At 67.0% G+C, this 19916-nt stretch carries 21 protein-coding genes; 11 read left to right on the forward strand and 10 right to left on the reverse strand.

Translation table 11 applies throughout. The features are described from left to right. From K6L26_RS05920 to K6L26_RS05955, 8 genes are read left to right on the forward strand one after another with little or no spacing between them, the layout of a single operon-like run. Complete coding sequence (locus K6L26_RS05920) at nucleotides 1-1206, forward strand: MCE family protein (protein ID WP_047039002.1); 1206 nt, start codon at nucleotides 1-3, stop codon at nucleotides 1204-1206. Then, a complete protein-coding gene (locus K6L26_RS05925; RefSeq protein ID WP_043368615.1) occupies nucleotides 1206-2252 on the forward strand; it encodes an MCE family protein in 1047 nt (348 codons plus the stop codon). The genes K6L26_RS05920 and K6L26_RS05925 overlap by 1 nt, the downstream gene beginning before the upstream one ends. Further along, nucleotides 2245-3303, forward strand: coding sequence for a virulence factor Mce family protein (locus K6L26_RS05930; RefSeq protein ID WP_019345603.1), 1059 nt, complete (start codon nucleotides 2245-2247; stop codon nucleotides 3301-3303). Before K6L26_RS05925 ends, K6L26_RS05930 begins: the two co-directional genes overlap by 8 nt. Beyond that, on the forward strand, nucleotides 3300-4715 hold the full coding sequence (locus K6L26_RS05935) for a virulence factor Mce family protein (protein ID WP_043368613.1): 1416 nt from the start codon (nucleotides 3300-3302) through the stop codon (nucleotides 4713-4715). Before K6L26_RS05930 ends, K6L26_RS05935 begins: the two co-directional genes overlap by 4 nt. Then, nucleotides 4712-5908: an MCE family protein gene (locus K6L26_RS05940; RefSeq protein WP_047038997.1), complete on the forward strand. Its 1197-nt coding sequence runs from the start codon at nucleotides 4712-4714 to the stop codon at nucleotides 5906-5908. The genes K6L26_RS05935 and K6L26_RS05940 overlap by 4 nt, the downstream gene beginning before the upstream one ends. Next, complete coding sequence (locus K6L26_RS05945; protein ID WP_047038994.1) at nucleotides 5908-7587, forward strand: MCE family protein; 1680 nt, start codon at nucleotides 5908-5910, stop codon at nucleotides 7585-7587. Before K6L26_RS05940 ends, K6L26_RS05945 begins: the two co-directional genes overlap by 1 nt. After that, entirely contained in the window at nucleotides 7587-8285 is a 699-nt protein-coding gene (locus K6L26_RS05950) for an Rv1363c family protein (RefSeq protein ID WP_047038992.1), read from the forward strand. Before K6L26_RS05945 ends, K6L26_RS05950 begins: the two co-directional genes overlap by 1 nt. Then, nucleotides 8285-8770, forward strand: a complete 486-nt coding sequence (locus K6L26_RS05955; RefSeq protein ID WP_064900098.1) for a hypothetical protein — start codon at nucleotides 8285-8287, stop codon at nucleotides 8768-8770. The genes K6L26_RS05950 and K6L26_RS05955 overlap by 1 nt, the downstream gene beginning before the upstream one ends. A gap of 31 nt (nucleotides 8771-8801) precedes the next feature. Here the strand turns inward: K6L26_RS05955 and K6L26_RS05960 are convergent, their stop codons facing one another. The 5 genes from K6L26_RS05960 to K6L26_RS05980 all read right to left on the reverse strand — a co-directional run bounded on the left by K6L26_RS05960 (nucleotide 8802) and on the right by K6L26_RS05980 (nucleotide 11737). Further along, nucleotides 8802-10253 carry an alpha,alpha-trehalose-phosphate synthase (UDP-forming) gene (locus tag K6L26_RS05960; RefSeq protein WP_064897032.1) on the reverse strand — a complete coding sequence of 484 codons (1452 nt, stop codon included), beginning with the start codon at nucleotides 10251-10253 and terminating at the stop codon, nucleotides 8802-8804. Beyond that, entirely contained in the window at nucleotides 10254-10418 is a 165-nt protein-coding gene (locus K6L26_RS05965; protein ID WP_019345941.1) for a hypothetical protein, read from the reverse strand. Nucleotides 10419-10463: 45 nt separating this feature from the next. Continuing rightward, nucleotides 10464-10853 carry a hypothetical protein gene (locus K6L26_RS05970; RefSeq protein ID WP_036391795.1) on the reverse strand — a complete coding sequence of 130 codons (390 nt, stop codon included), beginning with the start codon at nucleotides 10851-10853 and terminating at the stop codon, nucleotides 10464-10466. Between the two features lie 108 nt (nucleotides 10854-10961). Further along, nucleotides 10962-11249 carry a hypothetical protein gene (locus K6L26_RS05975; RefSeq protein WP_085980542.1) on the reverse strand — a complete coding sequence of 96 codons (288 nt, stop codon included), beginning with the start codon at nucleotides 11247-11249 and terminating at the stop codon, nucleotides 10962-10964. Nucleotides 11250-11353: 104 nt separating this feature from the next. Continuing rightward, complete coding sequence (locus K6L26_RS05980; protein ID WP_047038988.1) at nucleotides 11354-11737, reverse strand: hypothetical protein; 384 nt, start codon at nucleotides 11735-11737, stop codon at nucleotides 11354-11356. 265 nt (nucleotides 11738-12002) lie between these two features. Between K6L26_RS05980 and K6L26_RS05985 the strand changes: the two genes are divergently transcribed. Both K6L26_RS05985 and K6L26_RS05990 read left to right on the forward strand, forming a co-directional pair. Further along, complete coding sequence (locus K6L26_RS05985; RefSeq protein ID WP_019344266.1) at nucleotides 12003-12911, forward strand: enoyl-CoA hydratase; 909 nt, start codon at nucleotides 12003-12005, stop codon at nucleotides 12909-12911. Nucleotides 12912-12913: 2 nt separating this feature from the next. Continuing rightward, on the forward strand, nucleotides 12914-13747 hold the full coding sequence (locus K6L26_RS05990) for an SDR family oxidoreductase (protein WP_036392880.1): 834 nt from the start codon (nucleotides 12914-12916) through the stop codon (nucleotides 13745-13747). A gap of 4 nt (nucleotides 13748-13751) precedes the next feature. Here K6L26_RS05990 and K6L26_RS05995 read toward each other — a convergent pair whose 3' ends face one another. The 5 genes from K6L26_RS05995 to K6L26_RS06015 are packed head-to-tail and all read right to left on the reverse strand — an operon-like array spanning nucleotide 13752 to nucleotide 19147. Beyond that, nucleotides 13752-14639 (reverse strand): NAD(P)-dependent oxidoreductase, encoded by an 888-nt coding sequence (locus K6L26_RS05995; RefSeq protein ID WP_019344268.1) that lies wholly within the window; start codon nucleotides 14637-14639, stop codon nucleotides 13752-13754. A gap of 42 nt (nucleotides 14640-14681) precedes the next feature. Beyond that, nucleotides 14682-15188 carry a (2Fe-2S)-binding protein gene (locus K6L26_RS06000; protein ID WP_019344269.1) on the reverse strand — a complete coding sequence of 169 codons (507 nt, stop codon included), beginning with the start codon at nucleotides 15186-15188 and terminating at the stop codon, nucleotides 14682-14684. Continuing rightward, nucleotides 15181-16065 carry an FAD binding domain-containing protein gene (locus tag K6L26_RS06005; protein ID WP_019344270.1) on the reverse strand — a complete coding sequence of 295 codons (885 nt, stop codon included), beginning with the start codon at nucleotides 16063-16065 and terminating at the stop codon, nucleotides 15181-15183. The genes K6L26_RS06000 and K6L26_RS06005 overlap by 8 nt, the downstream gene beginning before the upstream one ends. Then, the gene (locus K6L26_RS06010) at nucleotides 16062-16763 is read right to left on the reverse strand and encodes an SRPBCC family protein (RefSeq protein ID WP_019344271.1); all 702 of its coding nucleotides are present in this window, start codon (nucleotides 16761-16763) and stop codon (nucleotides 16062-16064) included. Before K6L26_RS06010 ends, K6L26_RS06005 begins: the two co-directional genes overlap by 4 nt. 2 nt (nucleotides 16764-16765) lie before the next feature. Beyond that, entirely contained in the window at nucleotides 16766-19147 is a 2382-nt protein-coding gene (locus K6L26_RS06015) for a xanthine dehydrogenase family protein molybdopterin-binding subunit (protein ID WP_019344272.1), read from the reverse strand. A gap of 102 nt (nucleotides 19148-19249) precedes the next feature. Between K6L26_RS06015 and K6L26_RS06020 the strand changes: the two genes are divergently transcribed. Further along, nucleotides 19250-19903 (forward strand): M15 family metallopeptidase, encoded by a 654-nt coding sequence (locus K6L26_RS06020; RefSeq protein ID WP_064897034.1) that lies wholly within the window; start codon nucleotides 19250-19252, stop codon nucleotides 19901-19903. Nucleotides 19904-19916 lie beyond the last annotated feature (13 nt).

Raw genomic sequence — 19916 nt, forward strand, 5'->3', positions numbered from 1 at the left:
ATGTCTGACGCAAACTCCAAGCACCGCCGCCATGTGAGGATCGCCGCCGCGATCCTGGCCGCTATCGTGGCGGCGGCGGTGGTCTTCACCTACCTGTCGTACACAGCCGCCTTCGTGCCGACCGACACCGTCAGCCTGACCGCGCCGCGGGCCGGCCTGGTGATGGAGCGCGATGCCAAGGTGAAGTACCGCGGCATTCAGATAGGCAAGGTCACCGACATCGCCTACGCCGGCCACGAGGCGAAGCTGACGCTGTCCATCAAGCGCGGCGAGATGCGGTACATCCCGTCCAACGCCACCGTGCGGATCGCCGGCAACACGATCTTCGGTGCGAAGTCGGTGGAGTTCCTGCCGCCCGACAAGCCGCAGGCGACGTCGCTGCGCCCGGGTAGCACCGTGGCCGCCAAGGACGTGCAGCTCGAGGTCAACACCCTGTTCCAGACGCTGTCGGATGTGCTCAACAAGATCGACCCGGTCAGCCTCAACGCCACGCTGACCGCGCTCGGCGAGGGTCTGCGCGGCCATGGGGACGACCTCGGTGCGGCCATCACGGGCCTCAACGGCTATCTGGCCCAGATCAATCCGAAGCTTCCGACCCTGCGCGAGGACTTCGCCAAGGCCGCCGTGGTGGCCAACATCTACGGTGACGCCGGGCCGGATCTGGCCCGCGTGGTCGACAACGTGCCTGCCCTGAACAAGACCATCGTCGACGAGCAGGCCAACCTCAACGCCACACTGCTGGCCGCGACCGGTCTGGCCAACAACGGCACCGCGACCCTGCAGCCGGCCGCCGACGACTACATCGCCGCCATTCAGCGACTGCGCGCCCCGTTGAAGGTGGCCGGCGACTACTCGCCGGAGTTCGGCTGCGTGTTGAAGGGCACCTCGGTTGCGGTGGACCGGTTCGCGCCGATCATCGGCGGTATCCGACCCGGCCTGTTCGTGTCGTCGAACTTCCTGCCCGGCTCTCCCGCCTACACCTATCCGGAGAGCCTGCCGATCGTGAACGCGTCGGGTGGCCCCAACTGCCGTGGCTTGCCGAACATTCCGTCGAAGCAATACGGCGGTAGCTGGTACCACTCGCCGTTCCTGGTGACCGACAACGCCTATGTGCCGTTCCAACCGAACACCGAGGTGCAGTTCGACGCTCCGGCGACGCTGCAGTTCTTGTTCAATGGTGCGTTCGCGGAGAGGGATCGCTTCTGATGGCGTCCAGTGCGCGTCCTGACCGGACCATGCTCAAGGTCAGCATCTTCACCATCGCGATGCTGTTGGTGGCGGCGATGCTGGTCGTGGTGTTCGGCGAATTCCGGTTCGCCTCGGAGAACGGTTACCACGCCACATTCAGCCAGGCGTCCCGGCTGAAGGCCGGCCAGGACGTCCGCATCGCCGGCGTCCCGGTCGGCACCGTCAACGCGGTCAAGCTCAACCCGGACAACACCGTCGACGTGGCGTTCGACATCAACAAGCGCTACCAGCTGTACACGTCGAGCCAGGCGAAGGTCCGCTATGAGAACCTCGTCGGCGACCGGTATCTGGAGATCACGTCGGGCCCGGGCGAGCTGCGCAAGCTCCCGCCCGGTGCAACCATCCCGCAGCAGAACACCCAGCCGGCGCTGGACCTCGACGCACTGCTGGGCGGGTTGCGTCCGGTGCTCAAGGGCCTCGACGGCAACAAGGTCAACGAGATCTCCAACGCGGTGATCGAGATGCTGCAGGGCCAGGGTGGGGCGCTGGCGAACATGCTGACCAGTACGAGCGCGTTCACCCAGAACCTGGCCGCCCGCGATCAGCTGATCGGTGACGTGATCACCAACCTCAACACGGTGCTCGGCACGGTGGACGAGAAGGGCGCGCAGTTCGACGCCAGCGTCGACGAGTTGCAGAAGCTGATCTCCGGCCTGTCGGAGGGGCGTGACCCAATCGCCGGTGCGATCGGACCACTGGCCTCGGCCGAGAACGATCTGACCGACATGCTGGAGAAGTCGCGTCGCCCGCTGCAGGGCGTGATCGAGAACGCCCGCCCACTGGCTCAGCGCCTCGACGAACGCAAGGCCGACGTCAACAAGGTCATCGAACCGCTCGCCGAGAATTACCTGCGGCTCAACGGGCTCGGTGCCTACGGTTCGTTCTTCAACATCTACTACTGCTCGATCCGGATGAAGGTCAACGGTCCGGCAGGCAGCGACATCCTGATTCCGTTCGGCGGCCCGTCGGACCCGTCGAAGGGGAGGTGTTCGGACAATGGCTAAGCGCGACGGCGACACAGCACTACGCACCGGGATCTTCGGGATCGCCCTGGTGGTGTGCGTGGTGCTGGTGTCCTTCGGCTACACCGGGCTGCCTTTCTTCCCGCAGGGGAAGAAGTACGAGGCGTATTTCAGCGACGCCGGCGGGATCGATCCGGGCAACGACGTCAACGTCTCCGGCATCGCGGTCGGCAAGGTGACCGACGTGGCGTTGGCCGGCGATACCGCCAAGGTCAGCTTCACGGTGGATCGCAACATCAAAATCGGCGATCAATCGCTGGTGGCGATCAAGACGGAAACGGTGCTCGGGCAGAAGTCACTGTCGGTGACGCCGAAGGGCAGCGGAACGTCGACGGTTATCCCGTTGGGACGCACCACGACTCCCTACACGCTCAACACGGCGTTGCAGGACCTCGGGCAGAACGTCTCCGAACTGGACAAGCCGAAGTTCGAGCAAGCCCTCCAGACTTTGACCGACACGCTGCGCGATGCCACGCCGCAGTTGCGAGGTGCGCTGGACGGCGTCGCCAACCTGTCGCGCAGCATCAACAAGCGCGATGAGGCCCTCGAGGGATTGCTGGCCCACGCCAAGCGGGTTTCGGATCTGCTGGCCGCGCGGGCCGGGCAGGTCAACCAGCTGGTCACCGACGGCAACCAGCTGTTCGCCGCGCTCGACGAGCGCAGGCAGGCGCTGAGCAACCTGATCGCCGGTATCGACGATGTGTCCAAACAACTTTCGGGATTCGTCGCGGACAACCGCAAGGAGTTCAAGCCCGCGCTCGAGAAGCTCAACCTGGTGATGGACAACCTGCTGGAACGCAAAGAGCACATCGGCGAGGCGCTGCGCCGCCTGCCGCCGTACGCGACCACGCTCGCCGAGGTGGTCGGCAACGGTCCGGGCTTCAACATCAACCTGTACGGCCTGCCGCCGGCGTCGATGTCCGAGGTTCTGCTCGATACCTACTTCCAGCCCGGGAAGCTGCCTGACAGCCTCGCCGACATGCTGCGTGGCTATATCTCCGAACGCACGATCGTTAGGCCGAAATCGCCATGACACAAGAGAGTTCAGTGTCCGGTCGCAACCGGTGGCTGCGTGTCGGGCTGGCCGCGTTACTGCTGGCCGTCCTCGCCGTCGGTGTGTACCAGGTGTGGCCGTCGCGGACCGGCCCCAAGCTCACGGCGTACTTCACCAACGCGGTCGGGCTGTACCCGGGCGACGAGGTGCGGATCGTCGGTGTGCCGGTGGGCACGATCGATTCGATCGAACCGCGGCCGTCCGACGTCAAGATCGAGATGACGCTGGACCGGGGCATCAAAGTTCCGGCGAATGCCAAGGCGTTGATCCTGTCGCCGAACCTGGTGTCGGCCCGGTTCATTCAGTTGACACCGGCCTACACCGAGGGCGACGTGATGGCCGACGGCGCATCGATCGGCCTGGACCGCACCGGCGTCCCTGTCGAGTGGGACGAGGTCAAAGAACAACTCACCCAGCTCAGTTCGCAACTCGGGCCGACGGCCAACTCGGTGCAGGGCCCGATCGCGGCGTTCGTCGACCAGGCGGCCACCACGTTCGACGGCAACGGCGACTCCTTCCGCAACGCACTACGTGAGTTGTCCCAGACCGCAGGCCGGTTGGGTGATTCCCGCACCGACCTTTTCGGCACGGTGAAGAACCTGCAGGTCCTGGTCAACGCGTTGTCGAACAGCAACGAACAGATCGTGCAGTTCACCAATCACGTGTCGTCCGTGTCGCAGGTGCTGGCCGACAGCTCCAACGGTCTCGATCAGACGCTGGCCACCCTGAACCAGGCACTGGGCGACGTCCGTGGCTTCCTCAACGAGAACAACGATGCGTTGATCGCCCAGGTGGGCAAGCTCGCCGACTTCACCCAGATCATGACCGACCACAGTGACGACATCGAGCAGATCCTGCACGTCACGCCCAACGGCCTGGCGAACTTCTACAACATCTACAACCCGGCCCAGGGCACCGTCGGTGGTCTGCTGTCATTGCCCAACTTCGCCAACCCGACACAGTTCATCTGCGGTGGCACGTTCGACATCGGTGCCAACCCGGACAACTACAAGCGCGCGGAGATCTGCCGGCAGCGGATGGGTCCCGTGTTGCGGCGTATCACGATGAACTACCCGCCGGTGCTGTTCCACCCGGTCAACAGCATCACGGCCTACAAGGGGCAGATCATCTACGACACCCCGCAGACCGAGGCGAAGTCGGAGACGCCGGTGCCGTACCTGCAGTGGCAGAACAACCCGGGCGTGACGCCGCCGCAGATCCCGCATGACGCGACGCTGAGTTCGTTGATCCTGCCGCCAGACGCACCCGCACCCGCACCCGGAACAGGAGTCGGTCCTGCGCCCGGACCTGCGGCCGCGCCTGCCGCGCCGGCACCAGGGCCCGAGGCCGCGCCCGCGCCTGCTCCTGCTGAGGCTGGTGCCGGCGGATGACGAGGGGTAAAGCATTGAGGGGTAAGGCATCCCGGTTCGGCGGACGCACGCTGGCGATCGGCAGTGGGGCGATGCTGCTGGCCGGCTGCCAGTTCGGTGGGCTCAACTCGCTCAACATGCCCGGCACCGCCGGCCACGGCAAGGGGTCCTACACGGTGACCGTGGAGTTGCCCGATGTGGCGACCCTGCCGCAGAACTCACCGGTGATGGTCGACGACGTCACGGTGGGCAGCGTGTCCGGCCTGGACGCCATGCAGCGCCCGGACGGAACCTTCTATGCGGCGGTCCAGCTGTCGCTGGACGGTGACGTCAAGCTCCCGGCGAATGCCGTTGCGCGCGTTGCGCAGACGTCTCTTCTGGGTTCTCAGCACGTACAACTCTCAGAGCCGGTCGACGAGCCTCCACAGGGGCAGTTGCGCGAGGGGTCCAGCCTCTCGCTGTCGAAGGTCAGCCGCTACCCGACGACCGAGGAAGTGCTGTCCTCGCTGGGCATGGTGGTGAACAAGGGCAATCTCGGTGCGCTGCAGGACATCACCGACGAGGCATATGCCGCGGTGGCCGGACGGGCCGGCAGCTTTGCCGAGCTGATCCCACGGCTGGCCGAGCTGACCTCGTCGCTGGACCAGCAGACCAACGACATCATCGCCGCGGCCGACGGGCTGAACCGGTTCGCCTCGATCCTGGCTCGCAGCAAGGACAATCTGGGCCGCACCCTCGACACATTGCCCGGGGCGCTCAAGGTGCTCAACGAGAACCGCTCCAGCATCATCGAGGCGTTCACCGCGCTACGCGGCTTCGCCGAGGTGGGTTCACGCATCCTGTCGGAGACCAAGGACGATTTCGCGGCCGACATGAAGGATCTCTACCCGGCGATCAAGGCGCTCAACGACAACGCCGACGATTTCATCAAGGACCTGGAGTTCCTGCCGACCTTCCCGTTCCACTACAAGTACCTGCGCAACGCGGTCCGCGGTGACTACCTGAACGTGTTCGTCACCTTCGATCTCACGCTGCGCCGGTTCGGTGAGTCGATCTTCACCACGGGCGGATTCGATCCGAACATGAAGCACCTCAGCGAAGTGATCAACCCACCGGACTGGCTGACGGGCTCGATGGCGAACCTGTCCGGACAGGCCGCCGACCCGTTCAAGATCCCCGCCGGAACCGCCACCCAGCACGAGGAGAAGCCGTAATGATCGACCGGCTGACCCGTATGCAGTTGATGATCTTCGGGATCGTCACCGTCCTGACCGTCGGTGCTATTTCGCTGTTCTACCTGCATCTGCCTGCAGCGGTGGGGATCGGCACCTACCACGTCAACGCCAAATTCCTCGCCGGCGGCGGGATCTACGAGAACGCCAACGTCACCTACCGCGGGGTGACGGTCGGCCGGGTCGATTCGGTCGGCCTGGCTCCCGACGGTGTGGTCGCCAGGATGCAGCTCAACAGTGGCACGGCGATCCCGCAGAACGTCACCGCGACGGTGAAAAGCGTCTCGGCCGTGGGCGAGCAGTACATCGACCTGATCCCGCCGGAATCGCCGTCGACCGACAAGCTGCGCAACGGCGGGACCATCGATCAGCAGAACACCCGGGTCGGCCAGGACATCGCGGGCCTGCTGCACGAGGCCGACGCCCTGGTGAACAGCATCGGCAACAGCCGCCTGCAGGATCTGCTGCGCGAGAGCTTCAAGGCCTTCAACGGATCCGGACCCGAACTCGCGCGGCTGATCGAGTCCTCGCGCCTGCTGATCGACGAGGCCAATGCCACCTCGGGTGAGACCACCCAGCTGATCGACCAAGCCGGGCCCTTCCTGGAAGCGCAGATGCGCAGCGGTGACAACATCCGCTCCCTGGCCGACGGGCTGGCCCGGTTCACCGGTGAGGTGAACAAGGCCGACCCGCAGCTGCGGACGACGCTCAAGACGGTTCCGGGCACCACCGAAGCAGCCAACACCGCGTTCAGCGGGATCCGGCCGACGTTCCCCGTGCTGGCGGCCAACCTGGCCAACTTCGGCCGCATCGGCGTGATCTACAGCAAGTCGCTCGAGCAGGCCCTGGTGATCTTCCCGGCCCTGATGGCCGCGCTGAACACCGTGGCCGGTGGTGTGCCGGCCGACGAGGGCGGCAAGCTCGACTTCAAGGTCGACCTGGGTGACGCGCCACCGTGCCTGACGGGCTTCCTGCCGCCGACCCAAACCCGGTCCCCGGCCGACCTGACCCTGCGGAATCTGCCGACGGATCTGTATTGCAAGACCGCGCAGAACGACCCGGCGGTCGTGCGTGGTGCGCGCAACTACCCGTGCCAGGAGTTCCCCGGCAAGCGGGCCCCGACCATCCAGCTGTGCCGCGATCCCAAGGGCTACATCCCGGTGGGCTCCAACCCGTGGCGCGGTCCGCCGGTCCCGTACGGCACCCCGATCGAGGACGGCCGCAACATCCTGCCGCCCAACAAGTTCCCGATGATCCCGCCTCAGGTCGATCCGGATCCGGGCCCGCCGGTGGTGCAACTGCCGCCGGGCGTGGAGCCGGGGCCGGGCCCGGCGCCGCACGCGCCGTTCCCGCTGCCGGTGCCGCCGAACAAGCCGGGCCCGCAGCCCCCGCCGTGGCCGTACTTCGCGCCGCCGGACCAGATCGTGCCGCCGTACGGCCGGACGCCTCCGGGCGCACCCGAACCGGCGCCGGCTCCGGATGCACCGTTGCCGGCCGAGGCACCACCTCTGGCCAGCGCACCCGCAACGGGCACCTACGATCAGCACAGTGGGGTTTTCGCTGACGCCGACGGAGGCACCGGTGTGTACGCAGCCGGCGCCGACGATCTGGCACCCGCGGAAACCTGGGTAGACCTGATGCTGGATCCAAGGCAGGCTTGATGACGGAAGAAACGGCCTCAAACAAGAGGCCGGCGCGTAGGCGCGCGTCCAGGGCGGCCGGCCCGACCGGGGCCGCGACCGCCGTGGAGGTGACCTCACCCGCGGTGGTGGTCGATTCGTCGACCACCACGGCGGCCCGAGCGCCGAAGCTCACCCCGCTGAAGGCGCCGCCGCGCCGCCGTGCTCACAGTCGGCTCGTGGCGGTGGTGGCGGCCCTGGTGCTGGCGGTGGCCACCGCCGCGCTGGGCACGCTGGCCTACGTCATGAGCGATCAGCAGCGCGGTGTTGAGAATGCGCAGGCCCGCAACGAACGCTTCGTCGACACCGGCAAGCAGACCGTGATCAACATGTTCACCTACACGCAGAACACCATCGATGAGAGCGTGAAGCGCTTCATCGACGGGACCAGCGGGCCGCTGCGCGACATGATGAGTCAGGGCAACAACGCCGACAATCTCAAGGCATTGTTCCGTGACACCCAGGCCAGCTCGGAAGCCGTGGTCAACGGCGCGGCGCTGGAGAAGGTCGATGAGATCGCCGGTAATGCCTCGGTGCTGGTGGCGGTGCGCGTCACGGTCAGCGACATGGACGGGGTCAATTCCCCGACCCGTCCGTACCGGCTGCGGGTGATCGTTCACGAGGACGACAACGGGCACATGACCGGATACGACCTCAAGTACCCAGACGGTGGAAACTGATGCGTTCTAAGCTCGTTGGTCTGCTGATCGGCCTCCTCACGGTGGCCTTCGTCGCGCTCGGCGCGGTCGGCGGATCGTTGTACTGGAACCGCGTGGTGCAACGCGGCCAGGAGATCGCCCGGGCCGAGTTGCCGGCCGTCGCGGCCGAACAGATCCCGAAGGTGTTCGGCTACGACTACCAGACCGTCGAGCGCAGCTTGACCGAGACTTACCCCCTGCTCGCCCCGGGCTTTCGGGAGAAGTTCGAAGAAGACGCCACCGCCAAGGTGATCCCCGAGGCCCGTAAGCGTCAGCTCGTGGTGCAGATCAGCATCGTCGGCGTCGGGGTGATGGCCGCGGAGCGTGAGTCGGGATCGGTGCTGGTGTACATGAACCGCACGGTGACCGACCAGTCCCGCCAGCCGTTGTACGACGGCAGCCGGTTGAAGGTGGACTACCGCAAGGTCGGCCAGGACTGGCTGATCAACGCGATCAACCCGATCTAGCGCGGCCCGCCGGTCACGCCGGGTTCGCCGGTCACGCCGGGTTCGCGTTACCCAACGCATCGAGGAACGCGCGGGCCCACCGGTCGACGTCGTGGGCGAGCACTTGCCGGCGCAGGGCCCGCATCCGCCGCCTGCCCTCTTCTGGGCTCTGCTCCAGCGCGGCTTCGATGGCGTCCTTGACGCCCTCGAGATGGTGGGGGTTGATCAGATAGGCCTGACGCAACTCGGCGGCCGCGCCGGTGAACTCGGACAGCACCAAAGCCCCGCCGAGATCACTGCGGCAGGCCACGTACTCCTTGGCCACCAGGTTCATCCCGTCGCGAAGCGGGGTGACCAGCATGACGTCGGCGGCGACGAAGAAGGCGATGAGCTCGTCGCGCGGCACCGGGCGGTGAACGTAGTGCACGACCGGGTGGCCGACCTCGCCGAACTCGCCGTTGATGTGCCCGACCTGGCGCTCGATGTCCTCGCGCATCGCCTTGTAGCTTTCGACCCGCTCGCGGCTTGGTGTCGCCAACTGGACCAGGACGGTGTCGTCGCGTTTCACCCGCTGCTCTTCGAGCAGCTCGGAGAACGCGTGCAACCGCACGTCGATGCCCTTGGTGTAGTCGAGCCGGTCGACGCCCAGCAGGATCTTGCGTGGGTTGCCGAGTTCGGCACGGATCTGCCGGGCGCGTTGCCGAATCGCGCGGTTGCGCGCCTTGGCATCCAGATCAGCCGAGTCGATGGAGATCGGGAAGGCTCCGACCGTGACGGTGCGGAAGCCGTAGGACACCTGACCGAAGCGCGAGCGCACGCCGATCGAGGCGCGTGAGGTGTTGGCCCCGATCAGGCGCCGTGCCAGGACCAGGAAGTTCTGTGCGCCGCCGGCCAGATGGAAGCCGACCAGGTCCGCCCCGAGCAGGCCTTCGACGATCTCACTGCGCCATGGCATCTGCATGAACAGTTCGACCGGTGGGAACGGGATGTGCAGAAAGAAGCCGATGGTGAGGTCGGGGCGCAGCATGCGCAGCATCTTGGGCACGAGCTGCAGCTGATAGTCCTGCACCCAGACCGTGGCACCGGGCGCGGCGGCCCGGGCCGTGGCCTCGGCGAAACGCCGGTTCACGTCGACGTAGGCGTCCCACCACTTGCGGTGGTAGACCGGTTTGACGATGAGGTCGTGGTACAGCGGCCACAGGGTGGCGTTCGAGAACCCCTCGTAATAGTCCGCGACGTCCTGTGCGGACAGTTCCACCGGGAAGAGCTGCAGATCTTCCTCGACGATGGGCTCCTCGCCGCTGTCGGGGATACCGGCCCAGCCGATCCACGCCCCGCGGCGCTTACGCAGCAGCGGCTCGAGCGCGGTCACCAACCCGCCCGGGCTGCGCTTCCATGTTGTGCTGCCATCCGGCAACCGCTCCATGTCGATGGGCAGCCGGTTGGCCACCACGACAAAGTCGGAGCTACCGGAGGCGGCCTTGGGGCCGCCATCCGGACTCATTTACGCCTCGGTTTTCGAGGGCCCAATGCCGAGCATGGACAGGAACATCCGGCACTCGTCAGCGTCGGCGGCGTAGGTTGCGACGACGCGGCGGGCCTGGCTGGCGGTGCTGTCGGCGAGAGGCTCGACGTCGTCGATCTCGGCGGTTTCAGATTTCGCAGGCATGACACAACTGTATGCGACCGGGAGAACCCCGGTCGCGCCACGCCATCAGCCGATGGAACCGTGCACCGTCGGGCTGCTGCCGACGGTGGACTCCGGGACCGGCTGCGGCCCCTGCGCCTGCTGCTCCTCGGCCAGGCCGATGCACTCACCCGAGTTGGCGCCGGTGCATGGGATGGAGCCGCCACCGCCTGGTGCGTTGATCGCGGGCAGGTTCGGGTTGCCCGCGATGCTGCCGAAATTGCCCGGGGAGTTCGGCACGGTGTGCGGAACACAGTTGCCGGTGTAGAGGTCTTCTTCTTCACCACTCGGGCATGCGACGGCCGGGCCGGCGGGCAGCGGGGCGGAGAACGCGACGATCGCTGGGGCGGCGGCCGCAGCGAGTGCAAATCCGCCGGCAAAGATCAGTCGTCGCATCGAGATCGGGAAGGTAGCCATCGTCACGCTTTCTCTAGGTATTCGGTTGTTGCGTTGGTGGAATTCTATGGATGCTGTGAGATATCTGCATCCGATCTCGAAGTTGGCTGAGAACCCGTTTCCGAAGCGCTACGGGCTGGCACTGATCGTTGAGCGCGGAATGGGTTGCGGGCCTTCGGCGGCGTCCTCCTCGGCCAGGCCGATGCATTCGCCGGCATTGTGGCCGGTGCACGGGATGGCTCCGCCCCCGCCGGGGAGATTGACCGCAGGCAAGTCGGGATTGCCGGGGATGCCGCTGAACGGCGACGGTGAATTCGGCACCAGAAAAGGGGTGCAGGTGGTCGTGTAGACGTCCTCTTCCTCGCCGGAGGTGCACGCCGCCTGAGCGGCGGGCGAACCCAGCCACAGGGACAGCACATAACCGGCGCCGGCGACGGACAGGGCGACGGGCGCGACGAATTTCACCTCAGCAGTCTAGGACTGCTGAGGATTTACTGTGTGGTCTCTGCCGTGGCGCTGTGTCAGCCGATGGAACCGTGCACCGTCGGGCTGCTGCCGACGGTGGACTCGGGGACCGGCTGCGGCCCCTGCGCCTGCTGCTCCTCGGCCAGGCCGATGCACTCACCCGAGTTGGCGCCGGTGCACGGGATGGAGCCGCCACCATCGGGCGCGTTGACCGCGGGCAGGTCCGGATTGCCCGCGACGCTGCCGAAGTTGCCCGGTGAGTTCGGCACGAGGTCGGGGACGCACACGTTGGTGAAGGTGTCCTCGGTCTCCCCGTTCGGGCATGAGGCCAGTGCTTGAGAGGGCGTCTGCAGCGCCGTCAGGGCCGGGCCCGCGGCGATGGCCGTGGCGATGGCAGCCGCGACGGTGAAGCGGCGGGCGGTGAGCGAGAGGAGGGCCATTGCCGTGCTTTCTCTAGAACGCTGAGTGTTTTGCTGTACGACCGAATGGAGCGGCCTCAGGGCGATTTGGCAGCCGTATCGTCACATATCGGAAGTCTACGCCCCGCAAGGGAAAACAGGCGGTGATCAGGCTGGGCCCCGCGGGTGTCTCCGGCTGTGCTGTGAGCTCTCTGAATGGTAGCTGTGATCCCGGTGTGAGCACGGTTACCCGATGCACGTAATGTGCATTCCGTAACTACTTACCGTGCCTAAGAGGTGGTCCGAAATGGTCAGTCCCGACGACACAGCCCGCCAGGTCGAATACGAGACGCTCGACGACGGACGTATCGCCCGGATCTGGCTGAACCGTCCGGGTGCTCAGAACGCTCAGTCGCGCACCCTGCTGGTGCAACTCGACGAGGCGTTCGGCCGCGCCGAGGCCGACGACGCGGTCCGCGTGGTGATTCTGGCTGCCCGCGGGAAGAACTTCTCGGCTGGGCACGACCTCGGTTCCGAAGAGGCGCTGGCCGAGCGTCAACCGGGACCGGGCCAACACCCGACCTTCCGTTCGCACGGTGCCACCGCCGCCGGTGTCACCGAACGCACCTACCTGCAGGAGTGGCACTTCTACTTCGAGAACACCCGGCGGTGGCGCGATCTGCGCAAGATCACCATCGCCCAGGTGCAGGGCAATGCGATCTCGGCCGCCCTGATGCTGATCTGGGCCTGCGACCTGATCGTGGCGGCCGACGACGCCAAGTTCAGTGACGTCGTCGGAGTGCGGATGGGCATGCCGGGCGTCGAGTATTACGCCCACCCATGGGAATTCGGTGCTCGCAAGGCCAAAGAGCTACTGCTGACCGGTGATTCGATCGACGCCGACGAGGCATACCGGCTGGGCATGGTGTCCAAGGTTTTCGCACGCGACGAACTCGAAGACAAGACATTGGAATTCGCCCGGCGCATCGCCGAGCGTCCGACGATGGCGGCTCTGCTGGTCAAAGATTCGGTCAACGCGGCCAGCGACGCGATGGGCTTCACCGAAGCTCTGCGTCACGCCTTCCACATCCACGAACTCGGGCACGCGCACTGGGCGTCGGCCAACGAGAATCGCTGGCCGGTGGGGATGCCGCCGGATGTTCCCGACTGGCGGACATTGGGGGCTCCCAAGCCCGCCCGGCGTGATACACCATGACGATGCAGATTTCGTTAGAGGATCGGACCTATCTGGTCACCGGCGGCGGCAGCGGCATCGGCAAGGGTGCCGCAGCAGCCATCGTCGCCGCCGGCGGCAACGCCCTGCTCATCGGGCGCAATGCCGACAAGCTCAGCGCCGCCGCTGACGAGTTGAACGCCCAAGGTCCCGGATCGGTCCGCTACGAGCCTGCCGACGTCACCAACGAAGACGAGGTCCGCCGTGCGGTCGACGCGGCCACCGCCTGGCACGGCCGGTTGCACGGCGTGGTGCACAGCGCGGGCGGGTCGCTGACCATCGGTCCGATCACCCAGATCGACTCCGAACTGTGGCGCCAGACCGTCGATCTGAACGTCAACGGAACGATGTACCTGATCAAGCACGCGGGCCGGGAGATGGTCCGCGGTGGCGGAGGCTCCTTCGTCGGCATTTCTTCGATCGCCTCGAGCAACACCCACCGCTGGTTTGGCGCATACGGGGTGAGCAAGGCGGCGTTCGACCATCTGCTCAAACTGGCCGCCGACGAGCTCGGGCCTTCCTCGGTGCGGTTCAACAGCATTCGGCCCGGCCTGACCCGCACAGAGATGGTAGGCCCGGTCTTCGAGCTGCCCGCGGCCCGCGACGACTACGAGGCCTGCACGCCCATGCCGCGCTTCGGTGAGGTCGAGGACATCGCCAACCTGGCGGTGTTCCTGCTCAGCGACGCCGCGGGCTGGATCACCGGTCAGGCCATCGGGGTGGACGGCGGGCACGCGCTGCGCCGTGGTCCCGACATCTCGGGCATGCTCGAGCCGTTGTACGGCGTCGACGGCCTGCGCGGCGTCGTCGCCGAGTAACGGGTCAGGCCGGGTGTTGGGCCCCGGCCTCCCACGCGCTCAGCGCACCGACCGCCGACCAATCCAAATCGCTGCCGCCGGTGGCCAGCAGGGTCAGGAAACGGTCCCGCAGCAGGCTGGCGACGGGCAGCGGCACCTGTAGCTCCTCGCCGGCACTCAGCGCCAACTTGACGTCCTTGAGGCCGAGAGTGGCGGTGAAGCCGGCCGGGCTGAACTCCTCACGGGCCAGCAGCCCGCCATAGGTGCGGTACACCGGGGCATCGAACAGTGTGGAGGTCAGAAGTTCCAGGTACTGCTGTTTGTCCACGCCGGCCTTGCCCACCAGCGCCATTGCCTCGCCGAGGGTTTCGATCACCGAGGCGATCAGGAAGTTGCCGCTGATCTTGACCAGGTTCGCGGCACGCGGGTCCTCGCCGAGCACGAACGTGCGCTGCCCGATCGCGTCGAACACCGGGGTCACGGTGGATATCGTGGCTGAGGCTCCGGCCGCGACGACGAACAACTCGGCGGCCGCTGCGGCCTCGGGACGTCCGAACACCGGGGCGGCGACGAAACCCTGGCCGGCATCGGCGTGGGCCTGGGCGAGGCGTTCGGCCAGCTCCGTACTCACTGTCGACGACGAGACGTGGATTGCCTCTTCAGGCAGCGAGGCGAGGATTCCGTGATCTCCGAATGTCACCGCCTCGACCGCAGTGTCGTTGGCCAGCATGGTGATCACTGCGTCGCCCTGACAAGCCTCGCCTACCGAGGAGGCCGGGCGGGCCCCACGGGCTACCAGCGCGGCCACCTTGTCGGGGGAGCGGTTGTACGCGGTGACTTCGTGCCCGGCGGAGAGCAGGTTGGCGGCCATCGCCGCGCCCATGTTGCCCAGGCCGATGAATCCGATCTTCATGCCTCCACTATTACCGACTGTGTCGGCGGCGGGAGGGTAGAGCTACTGCTGGGCCAGCGGCTTGAGCTCGGCCTCGGGTTCCCCGGCTCCGCAGACCCGGTGTACGGCGTTCACGATGCCCTGGTACCCGGTGCAGCGGCAGAAGTTGCCCGAGAGCCCTTCGCGGATCTCGTCGTCGGTGGGGTTCGGGTTGTCCCGCAGCATCGCGGTGATCGAGGTGACGAAACCCGGTGTGCAGAAGCCGCACTGGAGGCCGTGGCACTCCTTGAGTGCGGCCTGCACCGGGGACAACTCGCCGTCGGGGCCGGCGATACCCTCGACCGTCGTCACCTCCTGGCCGTCCACCTGGACTGCGAACACCAGGCAGGACCGGACGGCCTGCCCGTCCAGCAGGACCGTGCAGGCGCCGCAGGCGCCGTGCTCGCAGCCGAGGTGGGTACCGGTGAGACCGCAGTTGTCCCGCAGGAAGTCGGCCAGCGTGACCCGGGGCTCGACCACACCCTGGTAGTCCCGCCCGTTGACCGAAACCGCAACCGGCAGTTCATGCATTGAGCGCCTCCTCGGCGTGGGTGGTTGCCTGCGTCCAGGCTCGGGAGACCATGGCGGCCCCGACCCGGGCCCGGTACGACGCCGAACCCTGCAGGTCGGCGGGAATGTCGGTGAGCTCGGACAGCGCCAGTTTGCCGATCTCTTCGGCACTGAGACCACCGATCGGGGTGCCGATCACCGCTTCCTCGGCCGGGGTGGCCCGCAGCGGGGTGGAGCCGAGCCCGAGCAGTCCGATGCCGCACCGGGTGATCCGGTCGTCCTCGTCGAGTTCGATTCCGACCGCGGCGCCGGCGATCGCGAAATCGCCGTGGCGTCGGGCGAACTCGGCGATCCCGAACCCGCTGCGTCCCGTTGCCACCGGAAAGCGCACCGCGGTAAGGATCTCGTCGGAGGCCAGCGCTGTTTCCCATAGGCCGGTGAAGAATTCAGTGGCCGGGATCTCGCGTGTGCCGCGCGACGAGGTGGCCTCGATCGTCGCGTCGAGCGCCAGCGCGACGGCCGCGTATTCCGCCGCCGGATCGGCATGGGCGATCGCGCCGCCCAGCGTGCCACGGCTGCGGATCTGGAAGTGCCCGATATGCGGTGTCGCCAGGGTCAGCAGCGGCACCGAATCGGCGATCTCGTCGTCCAGGCCGACCAGGGCGTGCGGGGTGGCCGCCCCGATGCGAACTTCGTTGCCCTGCAGCGTGATGTCGTTCAGCTCGGACAGTCGCGAGATGTCGATCAGATTGTCGAAGTGCGTCAAGCGCATTGCCAGCATCGGCACCAAGCTCTGACCACCGGCCAGGACCTTGGCGTCCTCGCCGTACTCGCCGAGCATGGACACCGCCTCGGTGACGGTGGCGGGCCGGTGATAGGCGAAGGGGGCGGGCTTCATGACACCAACCGCAGCAGTGCGGCGTGTAGGTCCTCGGTGCTCAGCCCGGCGCTCTTGCGCTTGCCGCGCCCGGCGCGGCCGACCAGGAAGCCGAGCACGCCGGCGGCCGCGACCGCGCCGATGGCCGGGGCGAAGCGCTTGGCCATCGGCACCGCCATCATCTTGGCCAGGGTCAGTGCGTTGATCGGGGCGGCCTCCTGAGGCGCCTGCTCGGCTGTCGTTGCGGCGGAGCCGGTTTCAGCCTGCGTCCGTTCGCCGAGAAGCTCGGCCTCCAGGCTGCGGGCGAACTGGTCGATCAGGCTGCCGGCCACATCGGCCAGCACACCGCGACCGAACTGAGCGGCCTTGCCCGAGATCGCCAGGTCGGTGGTGACCACCACCAGGGTCGATTCGGGGCCCTCGTCCTTCAGTTGGGCCGTCACTATCGCCGAGGCGGTGCCGTTGCCGCGGGTCTCCTTGCCGTTGGCCTTGAGAACCACCCGCTGGGCCGCCGCGTCCTTCTCCTGGAAGGTTGCATCGCCCTGGTAGGACACCGTGATCGGGCCGACCTTCACCTTGACCGCACCGGTGAAATCGTCGCCGTCGACGCTGCGCAGGGTGGCGCCGGGCAGGCAGGGCGCGACGCGTTCGACGTCGGTGAGCACCTCCCAGGTCTTGGCCGCCGGTACCGCGACCCGGAATTCGTTGTTGAGCTCCACGATCAGTTGTCCCTTCCTGATGTTTCCTGCGCCCGTTCGATGGCTTCGACGATGGCCGCCGGGGTGGCGGGCAGAGTGGTCAGCGTGACGCCGAGCGGGGCCAGCGCGTCGTTGACGGCGTTGATCACCGCGGGGGTCGAGCCGATGGCGCCGCCCTCGCCCGCCCCCTTGTAGCCGCCGACGCCGGGACCGGGAACCTCGACGTGGCCGTACTCGATCGTCGGGACCTCGGTGGCGGTGGGCAGCAGATAGTCGACAAACGTTGAGGACAGGGGGTTCCCGGCGTCGTCATAGGACAGCTTCTCCAGCAGCGCGCCGCCGATGCCCTGCACGGTGCCGCCGGCGATCTGGCCTTCGACCACGTTGGGGTTGATCATCGGGCCCACATCCTCACTGACGATGTAGCGCGTGAGGGTGACGTGCCCGGTGACCACGTCGACCTCACACGTGCAGGCGTGGGTGGCGTTGGCCCAGTGGATTGGCGCGGTCGGCGGGGCGGTGTAGCGGGCGGTCGCCTCCAGCGAGGCTGACATGCCGGGCGGGAGCATCTGCGGCTCGTAGTGTGCGCGGTAGGCCAGATCGGCGAAGCTGACCCTCTTTTCGGGGTCGTTGCGGGCTGTCGCCTTCGACCCGCCGAGCTCGATCTCGGACTCGTCCACCTCCAGCCGGGCCGCGGCCATCGCGACCAGCTGCTTGCGCAGGATGGTGCCGGCCTCGTTGACCGCACCCGCGGTCATCGGGGCGCTGCGACTGCCCTGGGTGCCCGCGCCGTACGGCGTCACCGCGGTGTCGCCCTGGATGGTGGCGACGTCGTCGATGTCGGCGCCCAGCGCGTCGGCGGTCAGCTGAATAACGGTGGTTTCCAGGCTGTTTCCCGTCGATCCGCCGTTGACGTAAACGTTGATCTTGCCGGTCGGCTCCATCCTGATGGTGCAGCCCTCGCTGGCCAGGTGGCCGGTGGCCGCGCCGGTCGGCTCGATGTAGGCCGAGAAACCCAGGCCGAGGTAGCGGCCCTGGGCCAGCGCCTCGGCCTGCTCCTTGCGGAAGCCCTCATGGTCGAGGATCTTGACCGCCTGCTCGAACGTCTCGATCGGGGCGACGTGGTCATACGGCATGCCGTTGGGGTTGAAGTACGGCATCTCGTCGCGGCGGAGCAGGTTCTTGCGTCGCAGCTCGACCGGATCCACGCCCATCTTGCGCGCGGCGATGTCGAGAAGTATTTCGCGGGTGAGGGTTTCGTACTGCCAAGGGCCGCGGTAGGCGTGCAGGCCCGCGGTGTTGGAGAACACCGTCTTGTAGTTGAAGCTGGCCTTGGGCACCCGGTACGGGCCGGGGAAGAACATGCCGATGGCCGCGGTGGTCAGCACCGGATATGGGGTCGGGTAGGAGCCGACGTCCTGGATGAAGTCGATGTCGGCGGCCAGGATGGTGCCGTCGGCGTCGAAGGCCATCCGCACGTCGCCGTCGACATGGCGGGACTGGCCGGCCGACATCAGGTTCTCGCGGCGGTCTTCGATCCACTTCAGCGCCGTGCCCGATCGCGCGTTCGACGTCGCAGAAGAAACTTTTCGTGCGGCCAGCATGATGCACATGTCCTCGCGCATCGGGACGACCTTCTGGCCGAACCCGCCGCCGGTGTCGCGCATGATGACGCGTACGTGCTGGGCCGGGATGCCGAGCAGGCGGGCCGCGAACGCCCGCAGTTCGTGTGGGGTCTGGGTGGACGCCCAGATGGTCAGCTCACCGGAGGTCGCCGACCATTCGGTGACCATGCCGCGGCACTCGATGGGCACCGGCACGTGCATCTGTTGATAGATGTGTTCTTTCACCACATGCGCGGCCGAGCCGAAGACTTCCTCGTCGGGCGGCATGCCGGCCATCCCGCCGGCGTTGTTGTCCGGAAATGCTTCGTGGACGGACACTTCCGAGGTGAGCGCCTGCCGGAAATCGGCGATCGCGGGCAGGGGTTCGTAGTCGACGTCGACCAGGTCGACGGCATCCTCTGCGAGGTAGCGACTCTCGGCGATGACCAGGGCCACCGGATCGCCGACGAACTTCACCTCGCCCTCGGCCAGGGGAGGACGCGGGGTGTCGGGAACGTCCTTGCCCGCGACGGCATGCCACGCCTCTTTGACCTCTGGGTTGAGATCCGCGGCGGTGAGCACCGCGTGCACCCCGGGCAGTGCCAGGGCGGCGGCTGCGTCGATGCGAGTGAACCTTGCGTGCGCATAGGGGCTGCGGACGAAGCAGGCATGCAGCATGCCGGGCCGGGTGATGTCGTCGACGTACGTGCCGCGTCCGGTGAGCAGGCGGGTGTCCTCGACCCGTTCGACCCGTCGCCCGGCATAGCGGGTTGCGACGGTCTCCGGTACGGCTGACGCCATAGGATCGCTCCAATCCGTCGGTTACTTCTGCGCGTAAGTAATTGGCCGCCGGAGGCTCCGACGCCGTATCAAGAGTGTGGTTATCGTACATCGGAAAGCAACATGCCTGAAGAAGAGAGTGTCATTTCCGCAGGATTTCGGTCCTGTGCGGGCGCGGTACTGACCACGGCGGCCGTCGTCGTTCCACTGGTCCTGGCGCCGACATCGGCTGCCAGGCCGGCCGCCGACGCCGGACTGGTCGATGTGCGCACCGTGGTTCCTGACGCGGTGATCGACCTGCGGTACGCGACCGCCGACAACTTCGTCGGGCAGCGGCTCTACCCTCCCGGGGCGCCCTGCCTGGTACACGAATCGATGGCCGCCGGGTTGGCTACCGCGGCGGCCGTACTGCGACCACAGACCCTGGTGTTCTGGGACTGCTACAGGCCGCACGAGGTGCAAGTCAGGATGTTCGAGGTGGTGTCCAATCCCAACTGGGTGGCGCGACCGGGGCCGTACGCCCGCAGCCACGAGGCGGGCCGATCCGTGGACGTGACGATCGCCGGGGCCGAGATGGGCACGGGATTCGACGACTTCACCGAACGCAGCCGGGCGTACGCAACCGACGGAATCAGCCCCGCCGCCCGCGCCAACCGGACCCGGTTGCGTGAGGCGATGGGTGCCGGCGGGTTGACCGTGTACTCAGGGGAGTGGTGGCATTTCGACGGCCCCGGTGCGGCTGATCCGCGCCCCTACCTGGACGTCCCGCTGGAATAAGTTTCCCCTGGGT

The organism is Mycobacterium farcinogenes, assembly GCF_019739075.1.
Classification (GTDB): Bacteria; Actinomycetota; Actinomycetes; order Mycobacteriales; family Mycobacteriaceae; genus Mycobacterium; species Mycobacterium senegalense.

What these genes read in the sequence shown, in the direction of transcription:
- K6L26_RS05955 (WP_064900098.1), top strand. Translation starts at nt 8,285, where the DNA reads ATGCGTTCTAAGCTCGTTGGTCTGCTGATCGGCCTCCTCACGGTGGCC.
- K6L26_RS05980 (WP_047038988.1), bottom strand. Translation starts at nt 11,737, where the DNA reads ATGGCCCTCCTCTCGCTCACCGCCCGCCGCTTCACCGTCGCGGCTGCC.
- K6L26_RS05995 (WP_019344268.1), bottom strand. Translation starts at nt 14,639, where the DNA reads ATGAAGATCGGATTCATCGGCCTGGGCAACATGGGCGCGGCGATGGCC.
- K6L26_RS06005 (WP_019344270.1), bottom strand. Translation starts at nt 16,065, where the DNA reads ATGAAGCCCGCCCCCTTCGCCTATCACCGGCCCGCCACCGTCACCGAG.
- K6L26_RS06020 (WP_064897034.1), top strand. Translation starts at nt 19,250, where the DNA reads ATGCCTGAAGAAGAGAGTGTCATTTCCGCAGGATTTCGGTCCTGTGCG.
- K6L26_RS06000 (WP_019344269.1), bottom strand. Translation starts at nt 15,188, where the DNA reads ATGCATGAACTGCCGGTTGCGGTTTCGGTCAACGGGCGGGACTACCAG.
- K6L26_RS06015 (WP_019344272.1), bottom strand. Translation starts at nt 19,147, where the DNA reads ATGGCGTCAGCCGTACCGGAGACCGTCGCAACCCGCTATGCCGGGCGA.
- K6L26_RS05925 (WP_043368615.1), top strand. Translation starts at nt 1,206, where the DNA reads ATGGCGTCCAGTGCGCGTCCTGACCGGACCATGCTCAAGGTCAGCATC.
- K6L26_RS05985 (WP_019344266.1), top strand. Translation starts at nt 12,003, where the DNA reads ATGGTCAGTCCCGACGACACAGCCCGCCAGGTCGAATACGAGACGCTC.
- K6L26_RS05920 (WP_047039002.1), top strand. Translation starts at nt 1, where the DNA reads ATGTCTGACGCAAACTCCAAGCACCGCCGCCATGTGAGGATCGCCGCC.
- K6L26_RS05940 (WP_047038997.1), top strand. Translation starts at nt 4,712, where the DNA reads ATGACGAGGGGTAAAGCATTGAGGGGTAAGGCATCCCGGTTCGGCGGA.
- K6L26_RS05935 (WP_043368613.1), top strand. Translation starts at nt 3,300, where the DNA reads ATGACACAAGAGAGTTCAGTGTCCGGTCGCAACCGGTGGCTGCGTGTC.
- K6L26_RS05945 (WP_047038994.1), top strand. Translation starts at nt 5,908, where the DNA reads ATGATCGACCGGCTGACCCGTATGCAGTTGATGATCTTCGGGATCGTC.
- K6L26_RS05930 (WP_019345603.1), top strand. Translation starts at nt 2,245, where the DNA reads ATGGCTAAGCGCGACGGCGACACAGCACTACGCACCGGGATCTTCGGG.
- K6L26_RS05960 (WP_064897032.1), bottom strand. Translation starts at nt 10,253, where the DNA reads ATGAGTCCGGATGGCGGCCCCAAGGCCGCCTCCGGTAGCTCCGACTTT.
- K6L26_RS05965 (WP_019345941.1), bottom strand. Translation starts at nt 10,418, where the DNA reads ATGCCTGCGAAATCTGAAACCGCCGAGATCGACGACGTCGAGCCTCTC.
- K6L26_RS05970 (WP_036391795.1), bottom strand. Translation starts at nt 10,853, where the DNA reads ATGGCTACCTTCCCGATCTCGATGCGACGACTGATCTTTGCCGGCGGA.
- K6L26_RS05950 (WP_047038992.1), top strand. Translation starts at nt 7,587, where the DNA reads ATGACGGAAGAAACGGCCTCAAACAAGAGGCCGGCGCGTAGGCGCGCG.
- K6L26_RS05990 (WP_036392880.1), top strand. Translation starts at nt 12,914, where the DNA reads ATGCAGATTTCGTTAGAGGATCGGACCTATCTGGTCACCGGCGGCGGC.